Origin of the sequence: Microcoleus sp. Pol17C6 (genome assembly GCF_036701145.1) — a bacterium.
GTDB lineage: Bacteria > Cyanobacteriota > Cyanobacteriia > Cyanobacteriales > Microcoleaceae > Microcoleus.
Window position 1 is genome coordinate 163,717 of sequence record NZ_JAUBQH010000006.1, and the last position, 16,296, is coordinate 180,012.

The 16,296-nt window shown below is 45.2% G+C and carries 20 protein-coding genes; 9 read left to right on the top strand and 11 right to left on the bottom strand.

Annotated features, from left to right (window positions below; genetic code table 11):
• Positions 1-13 precede the first annotated feature (13 nt).
• Positions 14-1,591, top strand: coding sequence for a cytochrome P450 (locus QUA25_RS05430; protein WP_333036172.1), 1,578 nt, complete (start codon positions 14-16; stop codon positions 1,589-1,591).
• A gap of 237 nt (positions 1,592-1,828) precedes the next feature.
• On the opposite strand, the gene QUA25_RS05435 is transcribed toward QUA25_RS05430, so the two are convergent.
• The 3 genes from QUA25_RS05435 to vapB all read right to left on the bottom strand — a co-directional run bounded on the left by QUA25_RS05435 (position 1,829) and on the right by vapB (position 3,637).
• Positions 1,829-2,035 carry a hypothetical protein gene (locus QUA25_RS05435; RefSeq protein ID WP_333036174.1) on the bottom strand — a complete coding sequence of 69 codons (207 nt, stop codon included), beginning with the start codon at positions 2,033-2,035 and terminating at the stop codon, positions 1,829-1,831.
• Between the two features lie 111 nt (positions 2,036-2,146).
• Positions 2,147-3,373 (bottom strand): FAD-dependent oxidoreductase, encoded by a 1,227-nt coding sequence (locus QUA25_RS05440; RefSeq protein ID WP_333036175.1) that lies wholly within the window; start codon positions 3,371-3,373, stop codon positions 2,147-2,149.
• Between the two features lie 48 nt (positions 3,374-3,421).
• Positions 3,422-3,637 (bottom strand): type II toxin-antitoxin system VapB family antitoxin, encoded by a 216-nt coding sequence (gene vapB / locus QUA25_RS05445; RefSeq protein WP_333036176.1) that lies wholly within the window; start codon positions 3,635-3,637, stop codon positions 3,422-3,424.
• On the opposite strand from vapB, the gene QUA25_RS05450 reads away from it, so the two are divergent.
• Both QUA25_RS05450 and nadC read left to right on the top strand, forming a co-directional pair.
• Positions 3,636-3,785, top strand: a complete 150-nt coding sequence (locus QUA25_RS05450) for a hypothetical protein (RefSeq protein WP_333036177.1) — start codon at positions 3,636-3,638, stop codon at positions 3,783-3,785. The two genes, vapB and QUA25_RS05450, sit on opposite strands and share 2 nt — an antisense overlap.
• Positions 3,786-3,846: 61 nt before the next feature.
• Positions 3,847-4,710, top strand: coding sequence for a carboxylating nicotinate-nucleotide diphosphorylase (gene nadC, locus QUA25_RS05455; RefSeq protein ID WP_333036179.1), 864 nt, complete (start codon positions 3,847-3,849; stop codon positions 4,708-4,710).
• Between the two features lie 178 nt (positions 4,711-4,888).
• Here nadC and QUA25_RS05460 read toward each other — a convergent pair whose 3' ends face one another.
• Positions 4,889-5,923, bottom strand: a complete 1,035-nt coding sequence (locus QUA25_RS05460) for a C39 family peptidase (protein WP_333036181.1) — start codon at positions 5,921-5,923, stop codon at positions 4,889-4,891.
• A 498-nt stretch (positions 5,924-6,421) separates the two neighbouring features.
• On the bottom strand, positions 6,422-7,750 hold the full coding sequence (locus QUA25_RS05465; RefSeq protein ID WP_333036182.1) for a pitrilysin family protein: 1,329 nt from the start codon (positions 7,748-7,750) through the stop codon (positions 6,422-6,424).
• A gap of 238 nt (positions 7,751-7,988) precedes the next feature.
• Here QUA25_RS05465 and QUA25_RS05470 point away from each other — a divergent pair, with 238 nt between their 5' ends.
• From QUA25_RS05470 to QUA25_RS05485, 4 genes are all read left to right on the top strand, one after another.
• On the top strand, positions 7,989-8,846 hold the full coding sequence (locus tag QUA25_RS05470; RefSeq protein ID WP_333036184.1) for an ABC transporter permease: 858 nt from the start codon (positions 7,989-7,991) through the stop codon (positions 8,844-8,846).
• A gap of 375 nt (positions 8,847-9,221) precedes the next feature.
• Positions 9,222-9,431: a DUF2997 domain-containing protein gene (locus QUA25_RS05475; RefSeq protein ID WP_015176940.1), complete on the top strand. Its 210-nt coding sequence runs from the start codon at positions 9,222-9,224 to the stop codon at positions 9,429-9,431.
• Positions 9,432-9,471: 40 nt separating this feature from the next.
• On the top strand, positions 9,472-9,858 hold the full coding sequence (locus tag QUA25_RS05480; protein ID WP_242716193.1) for a DUF1257 domain-containing protein: 387 nt from the start codon (positions 9,472-9,474) through the stop codon (positions 9,856-9,858).
• Between the two features lie 77 nt (positions 9,859-9,935).
• Positions 9,936-10,406: a ferredoxin gene (locus tag QUA25_RS05485; RefSeq protein ID WP_006634894.1), complete on the top strand. Its 471-nt coding sequence runs from the start codon at positions 9,936-9,938 to the stop codon at positions 10,404-10,406.
• Positions 10,407-10,500: 94 nt separating this feature from the next.
• Here the strand turns inward: QUA25_RS05485 and QUA25_RS05490 are convergent, their stop codons facing one another.
• The 6 genes from QUA25_RS05490 to QUA25_RS05515 form a co-directional block, all read right to left on the bottom strand.
• Complete coding sequence (locus QUA25_RS05490; RefSeq protein ID WP_333036187.1) at positions 10,501-10,782, bottom strand: YiaA/YiaB family inner membrane protein; 282 nt, start codon at positions 10,780-10,782, stop codon at positions 10,501-10,503.
• 363 nt (positions 10,783-11,145) lie between these two features.
• Complete coding sequence (locus QUA25_RS05495) at positions 11,146-12,240, bottom strand: hypothetical protein (RefSeq protein WP_333036189.1); 1,095 nt, start codon at positions 12,238-12,240, stop codon at positions 11,146-11,148.
• Positions 12,241-12,340: 100 nt separating this feature from the next.
• Positions 12,341-13,318, bottom strand: a complete 978-nt coding sequence (locus QUA25_RS05500; RefSeq protein ID WP_333036191.1) for a hypothetical protein — start codon at positions 13,316-13,318, stop codon at positions 12,341-12,343.
• 56 nt (positions 13,319-13,374) lie between these two features.
• Complete coding sequence (locus tag QUA25_RS05505) at positions 13,375-13,743, bottom strand: hypothetical protein (RefSeq protein ID WP_333036192.1); 369 nt, start codon at positions 13,741-13,743, stop codon at positions 13,375-13,377.
• A gap of 61 nt (positions 13,744-13,804) precedes the next feature.
• Complete coding sequence (locus QUA25_RS05510) at positions 13,805-14,509, bottom strand: hypothetical protein (protein ID WP_333036194.1); 705 nt, start codon at positions 14,507-14,509, stop codon at positions 13,805-13,807.
• A 128-nt stretch (positions 14,510-14,637) separates the two neighbouring features.
• Positions 14,638-14,904 carry a hypothetical protein gene (locus tag QUA25_RS05515; protein WP_190662273.1) on the bottom strand — a complete coding sequence of 89 codons (267 nt, stop codon included), beginning with the start codon at positions 14,902-14,904 and terminating at the stop codon, positions 14,638-14,640.
• A gap of 254 nt (positions 14,905-15,158) precedes the next feature.
• Between QUA25_RS05515 and QUA25_RS05520 the strand changes: the two genes are divergently transcribed.
• A complete protein-coding gene (locus tag QUA25_RS05520; RefSeq protein ID WP_293262723.1) occupies positions 15,159-15,482 on the top strand; it encodes a helix-turn-helix domain-containing protein in 324 nt (107 codons plus the stop codon).
• Between the two features lie 15 nt (positions 15,483-15,497).
• Positions 15,498-16,187, top strand: coding sequence for an ImmA/IrrE family metallo-endopeptidase (locus QUA25_RS05525; RefSeq protein WP_333036198.1), 690 nt, complete (start codon positions 15,498-15,500; stop codon positions 16,185-16,187).
• Positions 16,188-16,296 lie beyond the last annotated feature (109 nt).

Sequence of the window (16,296 nt, forward strand, 5' to 3'; positions counted from 1 at the left end):
GTAATAAAAAACTATGGACTTGGGCAGATTTATGTTTCAAAGCATTACTTCTCAAATAAATGGTTCTTCTTCCTTCTTGTCATATTTAGTAATGGTATTAGGCGTTACTAGCATAGCGTCTATACTGAGTTGGCGATGGTGGAAAGGAAAGGAAACGTATAAATCGCTACAATCACTCCCGTCGCCTCCCCAATATTGGGTGTTAGGAAATCTACCACAAGTATTAGCAGCAGTAAAACAGAAGAAATTATTTCAGCTATTTTTTGATTGGAGCCAGCAGTTAGGCCCGATGTACGTCATCTGGAATGGTAGGACTCCATCTGTGATTTTAAGTAAACCAAAAGTAATTGAAGATACCATTATCAATGGGATGAGAGATGGTAGCTTAATTAGAGCCAAGCAAGTACGTCAAGCATGGAACGATATGAGCGGTTCTATTATGCTCGGAGAAACTGCAACCGAGTGGCAGTGGCGACGGCAGGCTTGGAATCCAGAATTTAGTTCGAGCAATATTTCCAAATATCTGGAAATAATTAGCCAAGCTTGCGAACAAGTCATTGAGACACTGAAACAAGTTGCCCCCCCAAAAGAGGTGGAGGTAGATCCTGTGTTTGTGGAACTAACAATGAGGGTGATTTCCTCTTTTGTACTAGGTATTCCTGTAGATAGAAATAGTACCAGTCAGGAAGGTCCTCCCCTGGAAGTTAGCAATGCGTACGAAGCGATGTCTATTGTAGGCTATCGTTTCTTGCGACAAGCTGCGGGGGAGAAAAGATGGATGAAATATTTGCCAACTCAGAATTCACGGGATTATTGGGCAGCAAGGCGATATTTAACGGAATTCCTTACTCCGCGCGTTGACTTAGCTTTACAGATGAGAGAACAAAATCAAACTGATTTCCCACAAGTCAGTAGTTTGTTTAGGGAATCAATGTTAGTCAAAATCGCGGCTAAAGAACCAAAATACGATCGCGAAACCTTAATATCAGAATCGATTGAACTATTAATCGCGGGGACTGACACCACAGCCCATACTTTATCCTTTGCAGTTGGGGAATTGAGCTTAAATCCAAGAGTATTTCAACAAGCACGAGATATCGTTGACCAAGCTTGGCAAAAAGAAAGTGGGTTCAACCTAAAAAACCTCAAAGAATTGGCTTATATTCGTGCCATTATCAAAGAAACACTGCGCCTTTATTCAGTTGGCTCTGGCTCAAGTCCATTGGAGACTGAACGGGATACTTTAATTGACGGTACAGTGATTCCGCGTGGGACAAGAGTGTCCTGGTCAATGCTTGCAGCCGGAAGAGATCCAGAAGTTTATGCTAACCCAGAGGAATTTCTGCCCGAACGTTGGCTAGACAAGAATAAGGAAACAAGTTCACTGCCAATGATACACTTTGGCTCAGGGTCGCATCGTTGCTTAGGAGAGCATCTATCAATGCTGGAAGGAACGATGATGTTAGCATTATTGGTGCGCCACTTCGATTGGGAGTTAGTCAACGGTCGTTCTTCTCTCGAAGAATTACAGCAAAACCTGTTAATTTATCCGTCAGATCGAATGCCAGTACGCTTTCGAGGGAGAAACTGAGCCTAAACTTTTCAAACACCGCAATTTTTAGGAATATACAAGATAGCCGGATTAGCGCTCTTCTGTCACTCTAAGCAGAAGAAAATAGGTAATCAGGGGTTAAATTCGTTTGAGGAATAGGAATGGGCAAGAAATTTATCAAAGAAATCAGCCTAGGAAATCCCAAAGATTATTGCGGAATCGGAAATATCTTCAACCAGCTTTGGATGAGATTGAAGTAGATACAGCATATTCCATTTATATGCGGTACACACAATTTTGTTGTAAGTAGCGATCGACTTCCTCGAACCTTTTTGCCCAAGCTTTGGCAATATCGTCTGGGAGTTGGGGTTCAGCTATTCTATTTTGGTGCTTGTGCATCACAAAGTCTATGAAGTCGCTGACTTCTGGCAAGAATGATTCTGGAAGTGGCTGCAATTTTGCCGTGATATCACGAATAGTCATAATAATTAACTCTTTCAGTGGTCTTTATTTTAATTGGGGGGTCAAATGTTTGACAGGCAAATTGAAAAAATCTACACAGCTTGTCTCTTGCTTGTCTGCTTCACCCCATGATTACGCTGCTTCTTGCTGCTCCCATATCATGCCAGTGGAATTTGGTAAAGGTTCAACTGCGAGGGAGTGCGCCAATTGTTGAATTAAATGCCCGCGATTCACTTCACGACAAACTCCCAATTTTGCGAGATGCTCAATTGTCTCAATAGCATCAAGTACAGCGGTACTTGCTTGCCCACCGAACGTCACAAAATAATTTGGGCAACTATCAGTAGAATAAACTTTATTTACACTGCCTGGAGGATCGCCAACCAACCTACCGTGTACTCCTGACATAGAGAAAAGCTGGTTTTGAAGTTCTGAATCTGAAAGTTGCCGTAGTTGCCGCAAAGGTTGGAAATAATCGTATCCAGTTGAATAAAGCTCATAGTCAATTGGGTTTTTCAGATCGATCGGTCGCCAACCTGCATTTTGCTCCCCTTCTGGAGAGTCTAACTGCTCTAGATCAGTCTTGCAGTCAATCGTGATCCATCGTTCATGTGGAATAGCACTCGGAGCTTTCTTGGTTGGCTCAACTATGACAGTTACTTGCTTAAGTGGGATGAATCCTTCTGACCGCAGACATAGAAGCCTCCAACGAAACCATTCAACAGTAAATAAAGGATTGCCGTCCGTGATTGTTACTGTATTGCACCACCTCGTACTGGCATTGATAATGACATCGGCTTCCAGCGACTTACCATTTTCTAATTCAAGGAAAACTGTATGATCTTGTCGATGTACCCGTATTGCTCTCTGGCTTGGTAACAATGTTCCACCTTGGTTTTCAAAGGATTGAGCAAAACGACCTGCAACTCTAGCAGGGTTGAAGGAGAATTCAGGCACTTGAACAACGGTGCTAAATTGATCGATGTTGATCCATTCATTCTCGATCTCGTTTCTTGAAAGCACACGATAAGGAATTTGGTTGGCATCACACTTGGAAATGAATGCCACTAATTCCTCCTCCCTTTCAACGCAGTAATGACCTTCCGATAAGCAGGTAGTTATCGCAGGTAGCTGACGCATCAATGAAGATCCCAGCATTCGCCTCCTGATTAAGTCATCAGTTTCTGTTCGCCAACCTGATGTACCTAAATGTAGTCGCCCATGATTAGTCGAAGTCGTCCCAGAAGCAACTTTATCTTGGTCAACAAGTCGAATCTCAAACTCGTCTGTCAAAGAGAGAAGTACAGCAATAGCAGTTCCTTTGATCCCAGCACCCAGTACGATAGCTTTGCGCTTCATAGATGTTTCACTCAGTTTTACAAAAGTAGAATATTTGTGAATTTATTCTTACAGATAATCCTTTAAATCTTCGAGAGGTTCATCAAAATCATCAGACATCCAGATTTTACCTTTCCACATTCCAAGTCCGCTTCGCTTTGTTGGCTTTTCTTGAGTTGAGTTTTTAGCCTGCTTTTCAATCAAAAACTCAATGTAATGAAGCACTTCTGTCTGAAGAGACTCAGGGAGTTCTGCTAATTTTTCTAAAATGACTGGCTGTATCATGGTTTCTGCTCGCGATCGCCCTATCTATTCCATTAAAGCACCAACACCCAATGTCAGCAACAGAATACCCCATCATCTAGCCCGATCGCCCTCACTCTACCCAAATCCCGATCGCACTAACATCATCATAATTGTGCAACTTGCCTAAAATCGCCCGATCGACTATTCTTCCTAGTAGATATGATCTTGATATAAGAACCAACAAAAACATGACAGCAATATTACCGCCTTGGATTGTTTTAGACTCCCTTTTGCACAACTGGCTACTAGAAGATATCGGTAGGGGCGATCGCACAACATCGGCCTTATTTCCCGCAAACAGCATCCAGGGTACAGCTAAATGGATTGTCAAAGAAGCGGGAGTCATTGCGGGATTGCCAATTGCCGATCGCACATTTAAACTTTTAGACAGCAGCCTCAGTTTCATCCCCCAAGTACCGGAAGGGAAACTGTGCGAAAAAGGAGAAGTAATTGCCGAGATTTCCGGCAATTTCGACGCGCTGCTAACCGGAGAAAGAGTAGCATTAAACTTAGCAATGCGTTTGAGCGGCATCGCTACTTTAACTCAAAAATATGTTGACAAAATTGCCGATTTGCCAGTGCAATTAGTGGATACGCGCAAGACAACACCGGGGTTGAGATTGTTGGAAAAATACGCAACTCAAGTCGGCGGTGCTTGCAATCACCGGATGGGATTAGATGACGCGGTGATGATTAAAGATAATCACATTGCGGCGGCTGGAGGAATTGCAGAGGCGATCGCCCTAATTCGCAATTCTATCCCCTATCCGCTGACGATCGAAGTCGAAACCGAAACTCTGGCTGAGGTAGAGACAGCTTTGCAGCACAAAGCCGATATTATCATGTTGGATAATATGTCCTTTGATTTGATGAGGCAGGCTGTGGGAATAATTCGCCAAAAGAGCGATCTGGTAAAAATTGAAGCTTCCGGCAATGTTACTTTAGAAACAATTAGAAGTGTAGCCGAAACCGGAGTGGACTATATTTCTACCAGTGCTCCGATTACGCGCTCGACTTGGCTGGATTTGAGCATGAAAATTCAGAGTCATTAGTCATTAGTCAGCAGTCATGAGTGATAGAAAATATTGCCAATACCAAATCAATTTTAATAGCCATTTTACTTTTTAGTCTCCCTCAACTCCGACTTCATTTGACTATTAAGCGATTTGAATCGCCGAATAATTCCAGAGGTAACTTATCTCTTAGCTAATGACTAATGACTAATGAATCTTAACAATGATTTGAGATAAAATGAACCCAGAAATTCCCGTCAGGCATACAGAGGCTGCGGATTAAGCGGTAAGTATAGTGCAAGTAAGCACCGCTGATACTTGTATCGTAGCCAGTTCGGAACCACTCGCCATAGGGATCGTGAACGAAGAATCCCTCGCTGTCATAGCCTGATGCAACTATAATGTGACCGAAAGACGTGAAGTATCCGTGGATGACAGCGGGATTTCCGCTGGCTAGCCAATCTTGAACGTCATCAATAGTTGCATTCTCGGTAAAGAAATCTTGAGCGCCGTAATCTCTAACAATCTTTGCTAAATCGTAGGGGTCCCAGCGACTGTAACCTTTGGCGATCGCATATTCGTACAGTTCGTCTTCATATTGCCCGGTTTGTTTACGCCGTGGCACTTTCAAAAAGTCCATACACATCGCTAATGAAGTTACATTGCAAGAACCTGTAGGATTGTTCAAGTTATCCATTTGCGATCGGTAAGGAATGCCCAGCCTTACAGTTGGGGGATTAGGTTTGGGAAAAAACAGAACGCTGTCTTGAGTAATTTGAGCGTGTGCCCCAAAAACATACCAAATTCCTGAACCTTTGAAAGACTCGTTGCGGAAAGCAACTCTGATGTGACCGCGAGCCGGAGCAAAAGCCAGGATCTCAAACTCTTTTCCGGCTGGTATTACTTGTTTTTCCGAGTCCTGAAGTTGAGAAGACGCCAGCGGTTTCGATTTCAAAATCGTGTCTCTAAGCGTTTTCAGGATCAGGGGAGGTGTGATAATCTCCCCTGGTTTGGTTTCGATTAGCTTTTTGGCTGTGACTGCTCCCAAAAAACCCGGTTCGCCACACTTCATCAGAGTTTGAAATCGGTGGAGTGCAGCAGTAGAGAGAGGGCCAAATTCCCCGTCTACGGGAGGCTTCAGTAAACCCAGGTCAATGAGGCGGCTTTGAATTTGACCACTGAGTTCGTCGTCTGCAGCAATTGCTTTGGCATCGTACCTAATTTTTGAGTTGAGAAAGTTTTGTAATTTCATGCTTGCGTGCCCCTGTCAATCGATTTTAGATTCTAGATGTTAGATTTTAGATTTTAGAATTACGATCGCCGATAAATCTGGTTTCCCTAGACTAAATTGCTTGCTCGTCCATAATTCCCAGTTTATCGTCTCATAAAATTACGGTAATTTTGCCGAGCAATCGATTTTAGATTTTAGATTTTAGATTTTAGATTTTAGATTTTAGAGTTACGATCGCCGATCGATCCGGCTTCCCTAGACTAAATTGCTGACTCGTCAATAATTCCCAGTTTCTCGTCTCATAAAATTACGGTTATTTTGCCGATCGTCCGTACCTTAAAGGCTTCATATTAATTATTTGATACAAAACCTTCAAGGCGAGGGCCGATCTAATTTCACGCACTATTGACTAAAAATCCCTCGTGCGCGCTGACATTGTTTCTGCCGAATGCCGAATGCCGTTGGATGGCTCAAAAGCAGAGGGATGGGAGAATTGCCCTGTTGAGGCGATCGACCAATTTATGCTTCGTCGGGGCGAATTACCACAACACCCATTGCGTCGGGAGAGAGATATTTGACGGCGGCTTCTCGGAGATCCTCGGCAGTCTGAGCTTGGATGCAGGCGGCATAGTTGAGGGCAGGAGCGATATCTCCTACCATCGACTGATAGTAACCGTACAAACTTGCTCGATCGCTCGGAGTTTCGTTACCAAAGATAAACCGATTTGCTACTTGAGTGCGGATGCGGGAAATTTCGGCATCTGTTACCAGTTCAGTTTGGAGAGTGCGGATGTGTTGGACGATCGCAGCTTCCACTGCTGCCAAGTTTTCTGTTGCTAGTTGAGCGGAAATCGAGAATACGCCGCCGAGCCGCTGAGTCATGTTGCTGACCGAAATTGACGAGACTAGCCCTTTTTCTTCCCGCAAATCCTGAACCAAGCGAGTTGTGCGGCCGTGACCCAATATTGTCGCCAAAACGTCGAGGGCATAAGTTTCGGACATTTCCATGAAACCTGGCACTCGCCACATCACGATCAGTCGGGCTTGCTGAAGGGCAGAGTCTACAAATTCGCGGCGGACTGTTTCTGTAAACGGCGATTCTTGGCCGTAGTTCAGGATTTGGGATTCTGGGTGAAAGTTGCCGACAGCAGGCACATTTATTTTGTTGTTTTGTGCTGTACTTTTTGCTGCAAAACTGTCTGCGACAATTTCTATTAGTTGCTCGACTGGCAAATTGCCGACAGCTACGGCTGTCATGGCCCCTGGGTGATATCTGCTGCTGTGGAAATCCCGCATTTGTTGCGCGGTAAGCTGTTCGATTACCGCAGTCGGGCCGAGTACCGGTCGCTTGTAGGGCAGGACTTCAAATGCTAATTCCATCGATCGCTGATAGGTGCGGCGGCGGGGATTGTCTTCCGATCGTCTAATTTCTTCTAAGACTACCAGCCTTTCTCGATCGAAGGCGTCGTCGGGAATGCTGGCGTTGAGCAACACATCGACTTGCAGGGGAGCTAGTTCGGCAAAATCTTTAGGAGCTGTGGTGATGTAATAGTTAGTGTAATCTTGGCTGGTGGCAGCATTGGTGACAGCGCCGCGTTGCTCGATCGCGCGCTCAAATTCGCCACTGGGAATGCTGGGAGTTCCCTTAAAAATCATGTGTTCTAAAAAGTGAGCCATGCCGTTAATGTCGTCGGGTTCGACGGCTGAGCCTAAATTGAGCCACACGCTGAGGTTAACCGCATCGACCGGCAAGTGTTCGGCTATAACGGTGAGGCCGTTGGGGAAATGGCGGATTGTTGGGGCGTTGAGGGGCGATCGAGCTGAGGTTTTGAGTAGGATTGATGTCATTGTGCTTTTAAATTTATCTTGTTCTCTATATCTTAAAGGGTCTTTAAGGAAGGACTCAGGCATTCGCCATTTGGCGCGAAAAATGCAATTGGATGTGGACGGTAATACACGCACCGAGTTTTTGGTCTCCCGGAAGAAGTCTTGTTAACGTATTTCTGCGATCGCGATCGTTAATTTATCCTAATAGTTGCCCAAGTCCTCTGTTTTTTGGTGACAGCATTCGATGGAAAATCGAAGATTGAATAAAAACTTAGTATTTCCACAACCAGCTTTTCAACGATTTTGGCGATCGACTTCGGGGAAAATCGGCTTAATTTTGACTTTAACGCTGATGATCTCGGCACTGTTGGCCCCCCTACTTTCCCCTTACGATCCGGCGGTCGATCGAGATTATTTGTCGCGCTTGGTGGCTCCTAGCGCTAAACATTGGTTTGGCACCGACGGTTTGGGGCGAGATTTGTTGGTGCGGGTGTGGCACGGATTGGGGATCTCTTTAGTCGTCAGCCTGGTTTCTGTGGGTGCGGGTTTAATTGTGGGAGCGCTTTTGGGGCTGGTGGCCGGGTATTTTCGGGGGTTGCTGGAAATGGCGATCGGCACTTTGGCGGATATTTTGTTAGCTTTTCCTTCGATTTTACTGGCGATCGGCGTTGTTACCGTCACCGGGCCGAGCCTGCAAAGCGTAATTATCGCCGTCAGCCTCGTGCAAATTCCGATTTACATCCGCTTAACTCGCAGTATGGTGCTGTCTCTGCGGGAACAAGAATTTGTTTTGGCTGTCAAGGCCTTGGGCGCCAGCGACTTGCGGATTATTTTTCGCCACATTTTGCCGGGAAGTCTGGCGCCTCTAGTTGTACAAGCAACTCTTTCGACTGGTACGGCAACACTAGAAGCTGCCGGTTTGGGTTTTTTGGGTTTGGGCGCACAGCCGCCGGTTCCTGAGTTGGGGACGATGCTTTCTGATGCTTTTAAGGGCGGATACGCTCTTTCGTCTCCTTGGACGATCGTGTTTCCAGGTTTGCTGATTACTTTGACTGTTTTGGGTTTCAACCTTTTGGGCGATGGCCTACGAGACGTTTTAGATCCCAGAGGAAATTAAAGGGGGAGTGGGGGAATTTATATTTTTGCGTTTTGCCTTCTGCCTTTTACCTTCTGCCTTCTTCCCTCTGCGTCCTCTGCGCCCTCTGCGGTTCATCCCCTCTTCCTTCTTCCTGACTCTCCAATCTCAAATCTCATCAAATAGACTGACTTGACTGCTGTCACGATCTACGCGAAACTTTACATACAACTGATGTATTGCTTCTACCTATTAATAAGTTCTGTTAAGTTGTGACTCAAAACCTATCAATTCGTCAAAATTGATATAGCGCTTTGTCAGTCAGCCAACTCTCAAGAAGCTACTTCAGGAGGCATCGTCCCTGGCTTGCTGGTGTCGGTGTCTGTTCTCAATATTCCTATTCAGTCAGCCCGAATTATGGAAACACTAGAGTTTGTGATCTATCCAGATGGCCGCGTACAGGAAACAGTCACCGGCATTGTAGGTGCTTCCTGTGCTGAGGTAACGGCTGCAATTGAAGCTCAGCTCGGCGTGGTGCTTCACCAAGAGTCAACATCTGAATATTTCACGCAAGCGCTGCATCAGTCAGCCGAAGCGACGGCCCAAGTGGCTTTTAGCGATTGGTAATTTTTTTTGTTGAGTTCACTTAAGTTTTTTTGGAACCACCATGTCACATTTTAGCCAAATTAAGACCCAGATCCGCAATTTGAATTCTTTGGAAGCTGCTTTAACTGACTTGGGTATCGACTGGAAGTCGGGCCCGACTGAGGTGCGCGGCTATCGCGGCCTAACCAGCACCGCTGAGGTCGTGATTGAGCAAAAAAATGGCTACGACGTAGGTTTTAGCTGGAACGGGACTGAGTATGAATTGGTGGCTGACTTGCAGTTTTGGCAGCAAGCTTGGTCTGTAGACCGTTTTCTGAATAAGGTGACTCAGCGCTACGCTTACCATACTGTGGTGAATGAAAGCGCTAAGCAGGGTTTCCAAATTTCTGAGCAAAAGCAAAATCAAGACGGTTCGCTCCGCTTGGTGGTGCAACGCTGGTGCGCTTAATAATTTTTCGAGATTTGTGCAATCTTGTCTCATCAAAGTCCGCTTTCGCGGACTTATTTACTATTGTGGGGGTCTAAATGTCTGAGCTTTCTGGACTCGGAATAGATACAGCAAGCGATCGCTCTGGTTTAGAGCCGGAGTTGGGAGGATTTTTGCGGGATGCGCCCGATCGCTCTGGTTTGGAACCGGAGTTGGGCGGCGTGTTGCGCCAAAAAGGTGTCTATGTTGATGAGATTACCTGCATTGGCTGCAAGCACTGCGCTCACGTTGCTCGCAATACTTTTTATATTGAACCGGATTACGGTCGATCGCGCGTAGTTCGACAAGACGGGGATTCTGAAGAGTTGATTGCTGAGGCGATCGACACTTGTCCGGTGAATTGCATTCACTGGGTTGATTACACCGAACTCAAGAATCTGGAAGAAGAACGCAAGGATCAGGTGATGCCTGTCGTTGGTTTTCCGGTGGATATGGCGACAGTTAAGGCCGGTATTCGCCAGCGACAAAAGAATAAGTTGCGCGATCGTAAGTTCAAAGGTAGCCATTGAAATCCCCAATTCCCATCCGCAGCTTGAAACCTGTGGCTCAAACAACAAAAACAGCCCGCGCGGGCTGTTTTTTGTATACATTGTATAGTCAAATTTATTTGAGAGGATGGTGTTCAGCGAGAATTTTCTCAACTCTAGCTTCGTCGATTCTGGCAGTTAATGTTGTTGCCTCGTTGTTATCGCGAATGGTTTTTGCTAAAGTAAAAGACGAGCCGACTGAAAAAGTTAAACCCATACCCATAAAAGCTTTTTGCCAAGGGTCTACCTGTAAATAAATGATACCTACAGTAGTTGCGGAAAGGGCAAGAATAAAAGAAACCCAGCACTGAAGTATCCAAGCATTAGTATCTTTTTGGCGTATGATTTGTTTCTGCATAGTGCCTCTAAGTCAAATATATCTTTTGGTTCATTAACTTAAAGAATAGATAGCGTGAGTGAAGCGGTCAGGAGAGGAAGGGACAGTTTCGATAAGTGAACAGTGCGATCGAACTTTTTACTAAAAACTATAACGCTGTAGATAGGGTTTGAGCCTCAAGAAAGACTCGCAGCGAGTGGACAGTTTGAAAACTCCACTAAGCAAAGCTAGTTTTTTCTCAAAATAGCGTAAGGTGCGCCGAGGCGCACCCTACTTCTCCCAGTCCGCCTCCGCTAACGAGAGTTTGACTCTATGCAGCCGTTTCAACCGCCGACTCTTATCTACTTCGTTGGTGTAGCCCCAGTTTCAACCGCCGAGTCCGATCTACTTATTTTTCTGCTGAGTCTTCGCTTGTTCGATCGCAATTTCCCTGACTGCTTGCAAAGAACTCAAATTCGATGCTCCCTCAATCGCCTTCACCGCCAAATCTTGAACCTGTTTCAAAGCAGAATCTAGTTGTTTCGACAAGCTAGCAAGGCGCGCATCTTGATTTTGAATTGTCTGCAACATCCCTTGAATTTGCAGTTCATAATTTTGCTTTTGCCCTTCGATATCTTTAGCAGACAAATCCGCCTTAACTTTAGCTTGATAATTGCCAATATTGCGACCGTTATCTTTCCCGTTCTTGATATTAGCTTCCAGTTCTTTCGGGAAAGCTTCTACCTTAGCTTTAACCTCAGCATAAAGTTTTTCCCGTTCAGAAATTGATTTTTCGCGTTCCGCCCACTGTTTCTCCTGTTCTTGCTGAAACTCTTCGATTTCTTGATACAGCCTTTTCTGGCGCTGTTGGTATTCCTCGATGTCGAGATTTCGCTGAAGATTCAAATCGTAAGCATACAACTCTTCATCCCGCTGGCGAGCTTTTTGCTGATTCTCATTGCGTTCCTTAACGGTCAACTTTTGCAGTTCCTGCTCTTTTTCCCAAGCTTGCCGGCGTTCCAACAATTCCTGTTCAACAGTTTCGCGCTGTTCGCTGAGTTCCGCACTAAATGTTTTGGCGCTTTCTTCGTATTGTTGGATTAAATTGTCCAGCGTATCTTCTGCAACATCTTCTAAACTATGCAACTCTTGCAGTTGTTGGATTTCGTCGCCGACAGTTCGCTGCAATTCCCCCAGTTTAGACGCTTCTGTTGTCAGTTTTTCCGACAGTTCGCTGACAGCGGCACCGAAGCCAAATTGCAGTAAGATTAAATTGTCGATCGTCCCCTGCATTTTTTGTTTGCTTTCAGTTAAAGCCATTGCTTTTCTTGCTTCCGCTATTGCTAGTTCTTGGATTGCGATTTCTGGTTGATAAATATTGGCCGATTTATCGTTATTAAGCTGCTTCAGTTGCGAATCTAGTGCATTTTTTTCCTGTTCCAACTGTTTATAAGCTTCTAATATTTCAGCCTTCGTATTTTTGTCATTCATTCTCGCCATCGCTTTCATCTCCTAACTTTGTTAGTCCGCATCGGCGGATTTTGTTTGACTCTTGAGCGGTTTCAACCGCCTATTATTATCCAAAATTGAGCTACAAACCTTAAGCTTTGGTAGCAAAAGCTTTCAGTGCCAAGTCTTGCGCTTGCTTCATCGTCGCTTGCAATTGTGTAGAGATTTCGGCGATTTGTTCGGTTTGTCGCTCAATTGTCTGCAGTAGAGATTGCACTTTCAATTCATATCCCTGCTTGCTTCCTTCCCATTCTTTCTCCACTAAATCTGCCTTGACTTTAGCTTCGCGGGAAACTTCTTGAATTGCTTCTTCTTTGGCTTTGACGTAAGTCTGCTTGAGTTCTTCTTCAAATCCGGCGACTTTTCTTTGATTCTCTTCAAACTCCGCTTGATTGTCGCTGAGGACTTTTTCCCGTTCCACCCAATTTTTTTCTTTTTCGCGGGTAGATTCTTGCAAGTCCCGTTCTAGTTTGCGCTTCGTTTCTTCGTATTCGTCGGTTTCGATTTTGCGGGTGCGTTCTAATTCGTATTGGTAATCGGCTGTTTCTTCCTGACGCTTTTTAGTTATGAGTGCAGTTTCTTCTTGAACTGCTGCCTCAAATTCTTGCTGTTCTTTTTCCCAAATTTTGCGTTTTTGGGTGGTGTCTTTTTCGATAAGTTCGCGCTGGTTGGCGCTGTTTTGTTGGAGCAGGGTCAGTTTTTCTCGGTGCTCTTGAGTTAAAATGTGGAGGGCGTCTGCTACAACTCTGATTTGCTGCAACTCTTGCAATTGTGCGGCTTCAATTTCGATGGCGCGTTTTAATTCGTCTAATTTTGAAGATTCCGCCTTCAGTTTTTCGGAAAGTCCGCTGGTGATGCTGCCGAAATCTAATTGTAAGTCTGCTAAGCCTTTGACGATGCTGTCAATTGTGTAGGTGGAGGCGACTTCGAGGAGTTGTTTGTTCTTGGCTTTTTCGGCTGACTGTTCTTTGGTTTCGACTTTAGATTCGATCTTTTTTTTGTCTGCTAAAATCTGCTGAAAGTTTTGCAAAATTTGGGCTTTGGTATCCTTGGCAGTTGCTATTGTCATAATTTTTGCTTCTCCTGATTATAACTTTTCGACACTTGTGAATGAAACGTTTTCAGTTATTCTAAGTTGCGGAGTTGGCTGAGAAGGGAACGGTACTTTGTGGCTGCGTCGGGTTTTTCTTCTGGATTGGCAATACCTAGAATTTTGAGAATTTTCCAGCAGCGATCGCACCGATTTCCTTGCCCGCAGCCGCACTCATCAATTATACTTAAGAGTGTGCCTTTTAGCAATTGATTTTCTGCTAACAAAGCTCGGTAATTCCGCTGGACAGATTCGGCAACTAAAGTCATGTGTTGGAAGTCTTCGGTGAGACTTTCGATGTCGTTAACTGCGTCTGCCCGAATTTGGTCTAGCAGCTCAAGATTCTCTTTCAAACGGCTTTCTTGGAGGTTGGGTTGGGTTTTTAGATTCGTTAATTTCTTCATTTCATTATGCGTTGTAACAGTTATGGTAAAGGCGCGATTTAATCGCGCCTTTACAACAGAATTAGAACAAGTCAGCAGTTGATTTGTCTTCCGCTGGCGGTAGCGACATACCGCCGTTGGAATTCAAAGCAAGAGCATCGCTTTCACCGCCAGCGTGAGCGGCCATCAAGCAGGCAACTTGCTGCGCCGGCAGGTTATCTAAACACACCATAGCTTTTGTTCCTTCTAAGTCAATCATCCGCGATTGATTGCTAGAATCTGACAAAACTGCTGCGGCTTGGTCGATTACTCCCCAGTCTTTACGCTCCATCCAAGACCATTTCAAGCTGTAGTAGTTAATCGGTTTTACTACTCCGCTGTCGTCTGGTTTTTGACCGGAATGCTTGACAAATTCGGGAACAAAAATTCCGGTTGCAGGTTCTACGCCGCGAGATTGAACTGATGCTACCAAACGGTTAAAATCGTTCAAGCTGCGGTTTTTGATGTATGTCACCATGACAACTCCTTGCGGCAGTTCGCCACTTTCTGCGACAAACCACAGTTGACCCCACAGTGTGTGGGAAGTTTGACCGAGGGAACCGAAGAATTTGGAGAATTTGAGGATTGTCATGGAACACTTGGAACCGTAGTCTGTATCGCCAATTGTCCACTGGCCGGCCTGGCAATTGTTACGTACTGCGATCGGGATTTCTGGTACTAGCAAAGCATTGCTCGGTTTGGCACCAAATACTGAAAATGTAGGTCTTTCTTGTGTTTTAGTAGTCATTGTTCGTTTTTCCTTAATTATTGATTTATGTTCTGACTATTAGGAATCGGTAATTGGGAATTGGGAACTCACAACACTCGAATTATTTTTCTTCCTTCTTCCTTCTTCCTTCTTCCTTCTTCCTTCCATTACCTAATGAGATGTGTTGTCGCTTTTGGTTCTGGATAGGTATACTCAAGCACCGCCTCTTGTTGAGCTTTGATAATCCGCAGCGCGGCGAGCAAATGCTCTAACGTTTCTAGGTGCGCTGGGGTGAAGTGGATGCTGAAGCCTTCGCCATCCCGCGCGTAGCCGGGACAAACCAGTGAGGCTGAGCTTTGTTCTTCGTGGGTGGCGATGTATAGCCAGTCATCGTCTTCGAGCTTGTAATGCGTGTCTGTCCAGGTTCTCAGCATTTGCTATCTGCTCCTCCTTATTTGCTGCGTACAAGCGTTTTGACGCCCAGCGCTTCTCACTCCTCTACAGTTGACGACGCTATATGTAGCGTATGAGCTAGGCTAGTTTGTACCCTTAACCCTACCAGTCAGGGTTATTTAGTTGATTAAAGCGTCAACTAACCTTATGGTAGCGCGGGTTGATTTTCCCGTCAAGTATTTTGTTGAACTTTTCATCAAAACAGGCTAGAATGCTTGTCAGGAGGCGAAAAACCGTGGAACAAACATTTGGAAGACTGATCCGTCAAGCTCGCAAGGACAAGGCTTACTCACAACGTGAGCTAGCAGGTATGCTAAGTGTGGACTTTACTTATTTGTCGAAGTTGGAGAACGATCGAGCGGATTATGCGCCAAAAGAGGACGTAATCCGAGCATTAGCGCGAAATCTAGACATAAACGAAGAGGAATTGATTTTCTTGGCGGGGAGGCTGCCGCAGCAGTACGAAGCGCTGCTGAAGCAGAATCCGAAGGAAATGCAGGCTCTTTTCCGCCGGATGCAAGAAAATCCAGATTGGCTCAAACAGTCTTTTGAAGCGTAAGAGAGGCCCCTCATAGTGAGTATTTTTAAGCCGTATTGCTTCTATCCCAAAGAAACGATCGAGCGTTTGGCAAATGACATCTTGATGCAGATGCAGAAAACGCAAAATTTTGCTCCGAGATGGCCTTTTGATGCGACAACGGTTGCTGATTTTCTGGATTTGGGCGTAGTTTGGGAGTGCATTGAGCCGGATGAAGAGGGTGCGATCGCGGCGAGGATTTTGCCACAGCAGCGGTTAATCGAAATCAACGAACAGATTCTCGAAAAACCGCCGGGTTTCATCGAATCGACGATCGCCCACGAAATCGGCCACTGGGTGCTACACGTCAATCAAGACGAAGCAGACGGCACTGTGGAACAGTTGGAATTAAACTTGGGCAATGAAGGAAAAACCGCCCAGGATGTCGAGGAACCGTTTGTTTGTCGGGGTGCGAGTGCTGATAATAAGGTTTTGTCGATCGAATGGCAAGCGCAATATTTTGCAAGCTGTTTGTTGATGCCTCGGTGTATTTTGGAGGAAAAAAGACAGGGACGCGATTTAACTAAGTGGTCGCATTTATACAAAATGAGAGATGAATTGGGAGTGAGCATTTCCAATTTAACAAACCGCTTGCAAGAATTCGATTGGATTTATATTCCCAAGGGAACGCGCGAGATTTATGCCGGGAAAGATGCGGCAAACGGGCAGCAGCGGTTGTTTGGATAAAAGTGCGATCCTCTTCGTTGGCGTAGCCCCCGTAGATACTGTCTTGACCTGTCAAGGGGTAGCAGTCAAATAATTGGGGTCGAAAGGCTTTTGGGATTTTAAAATCCCA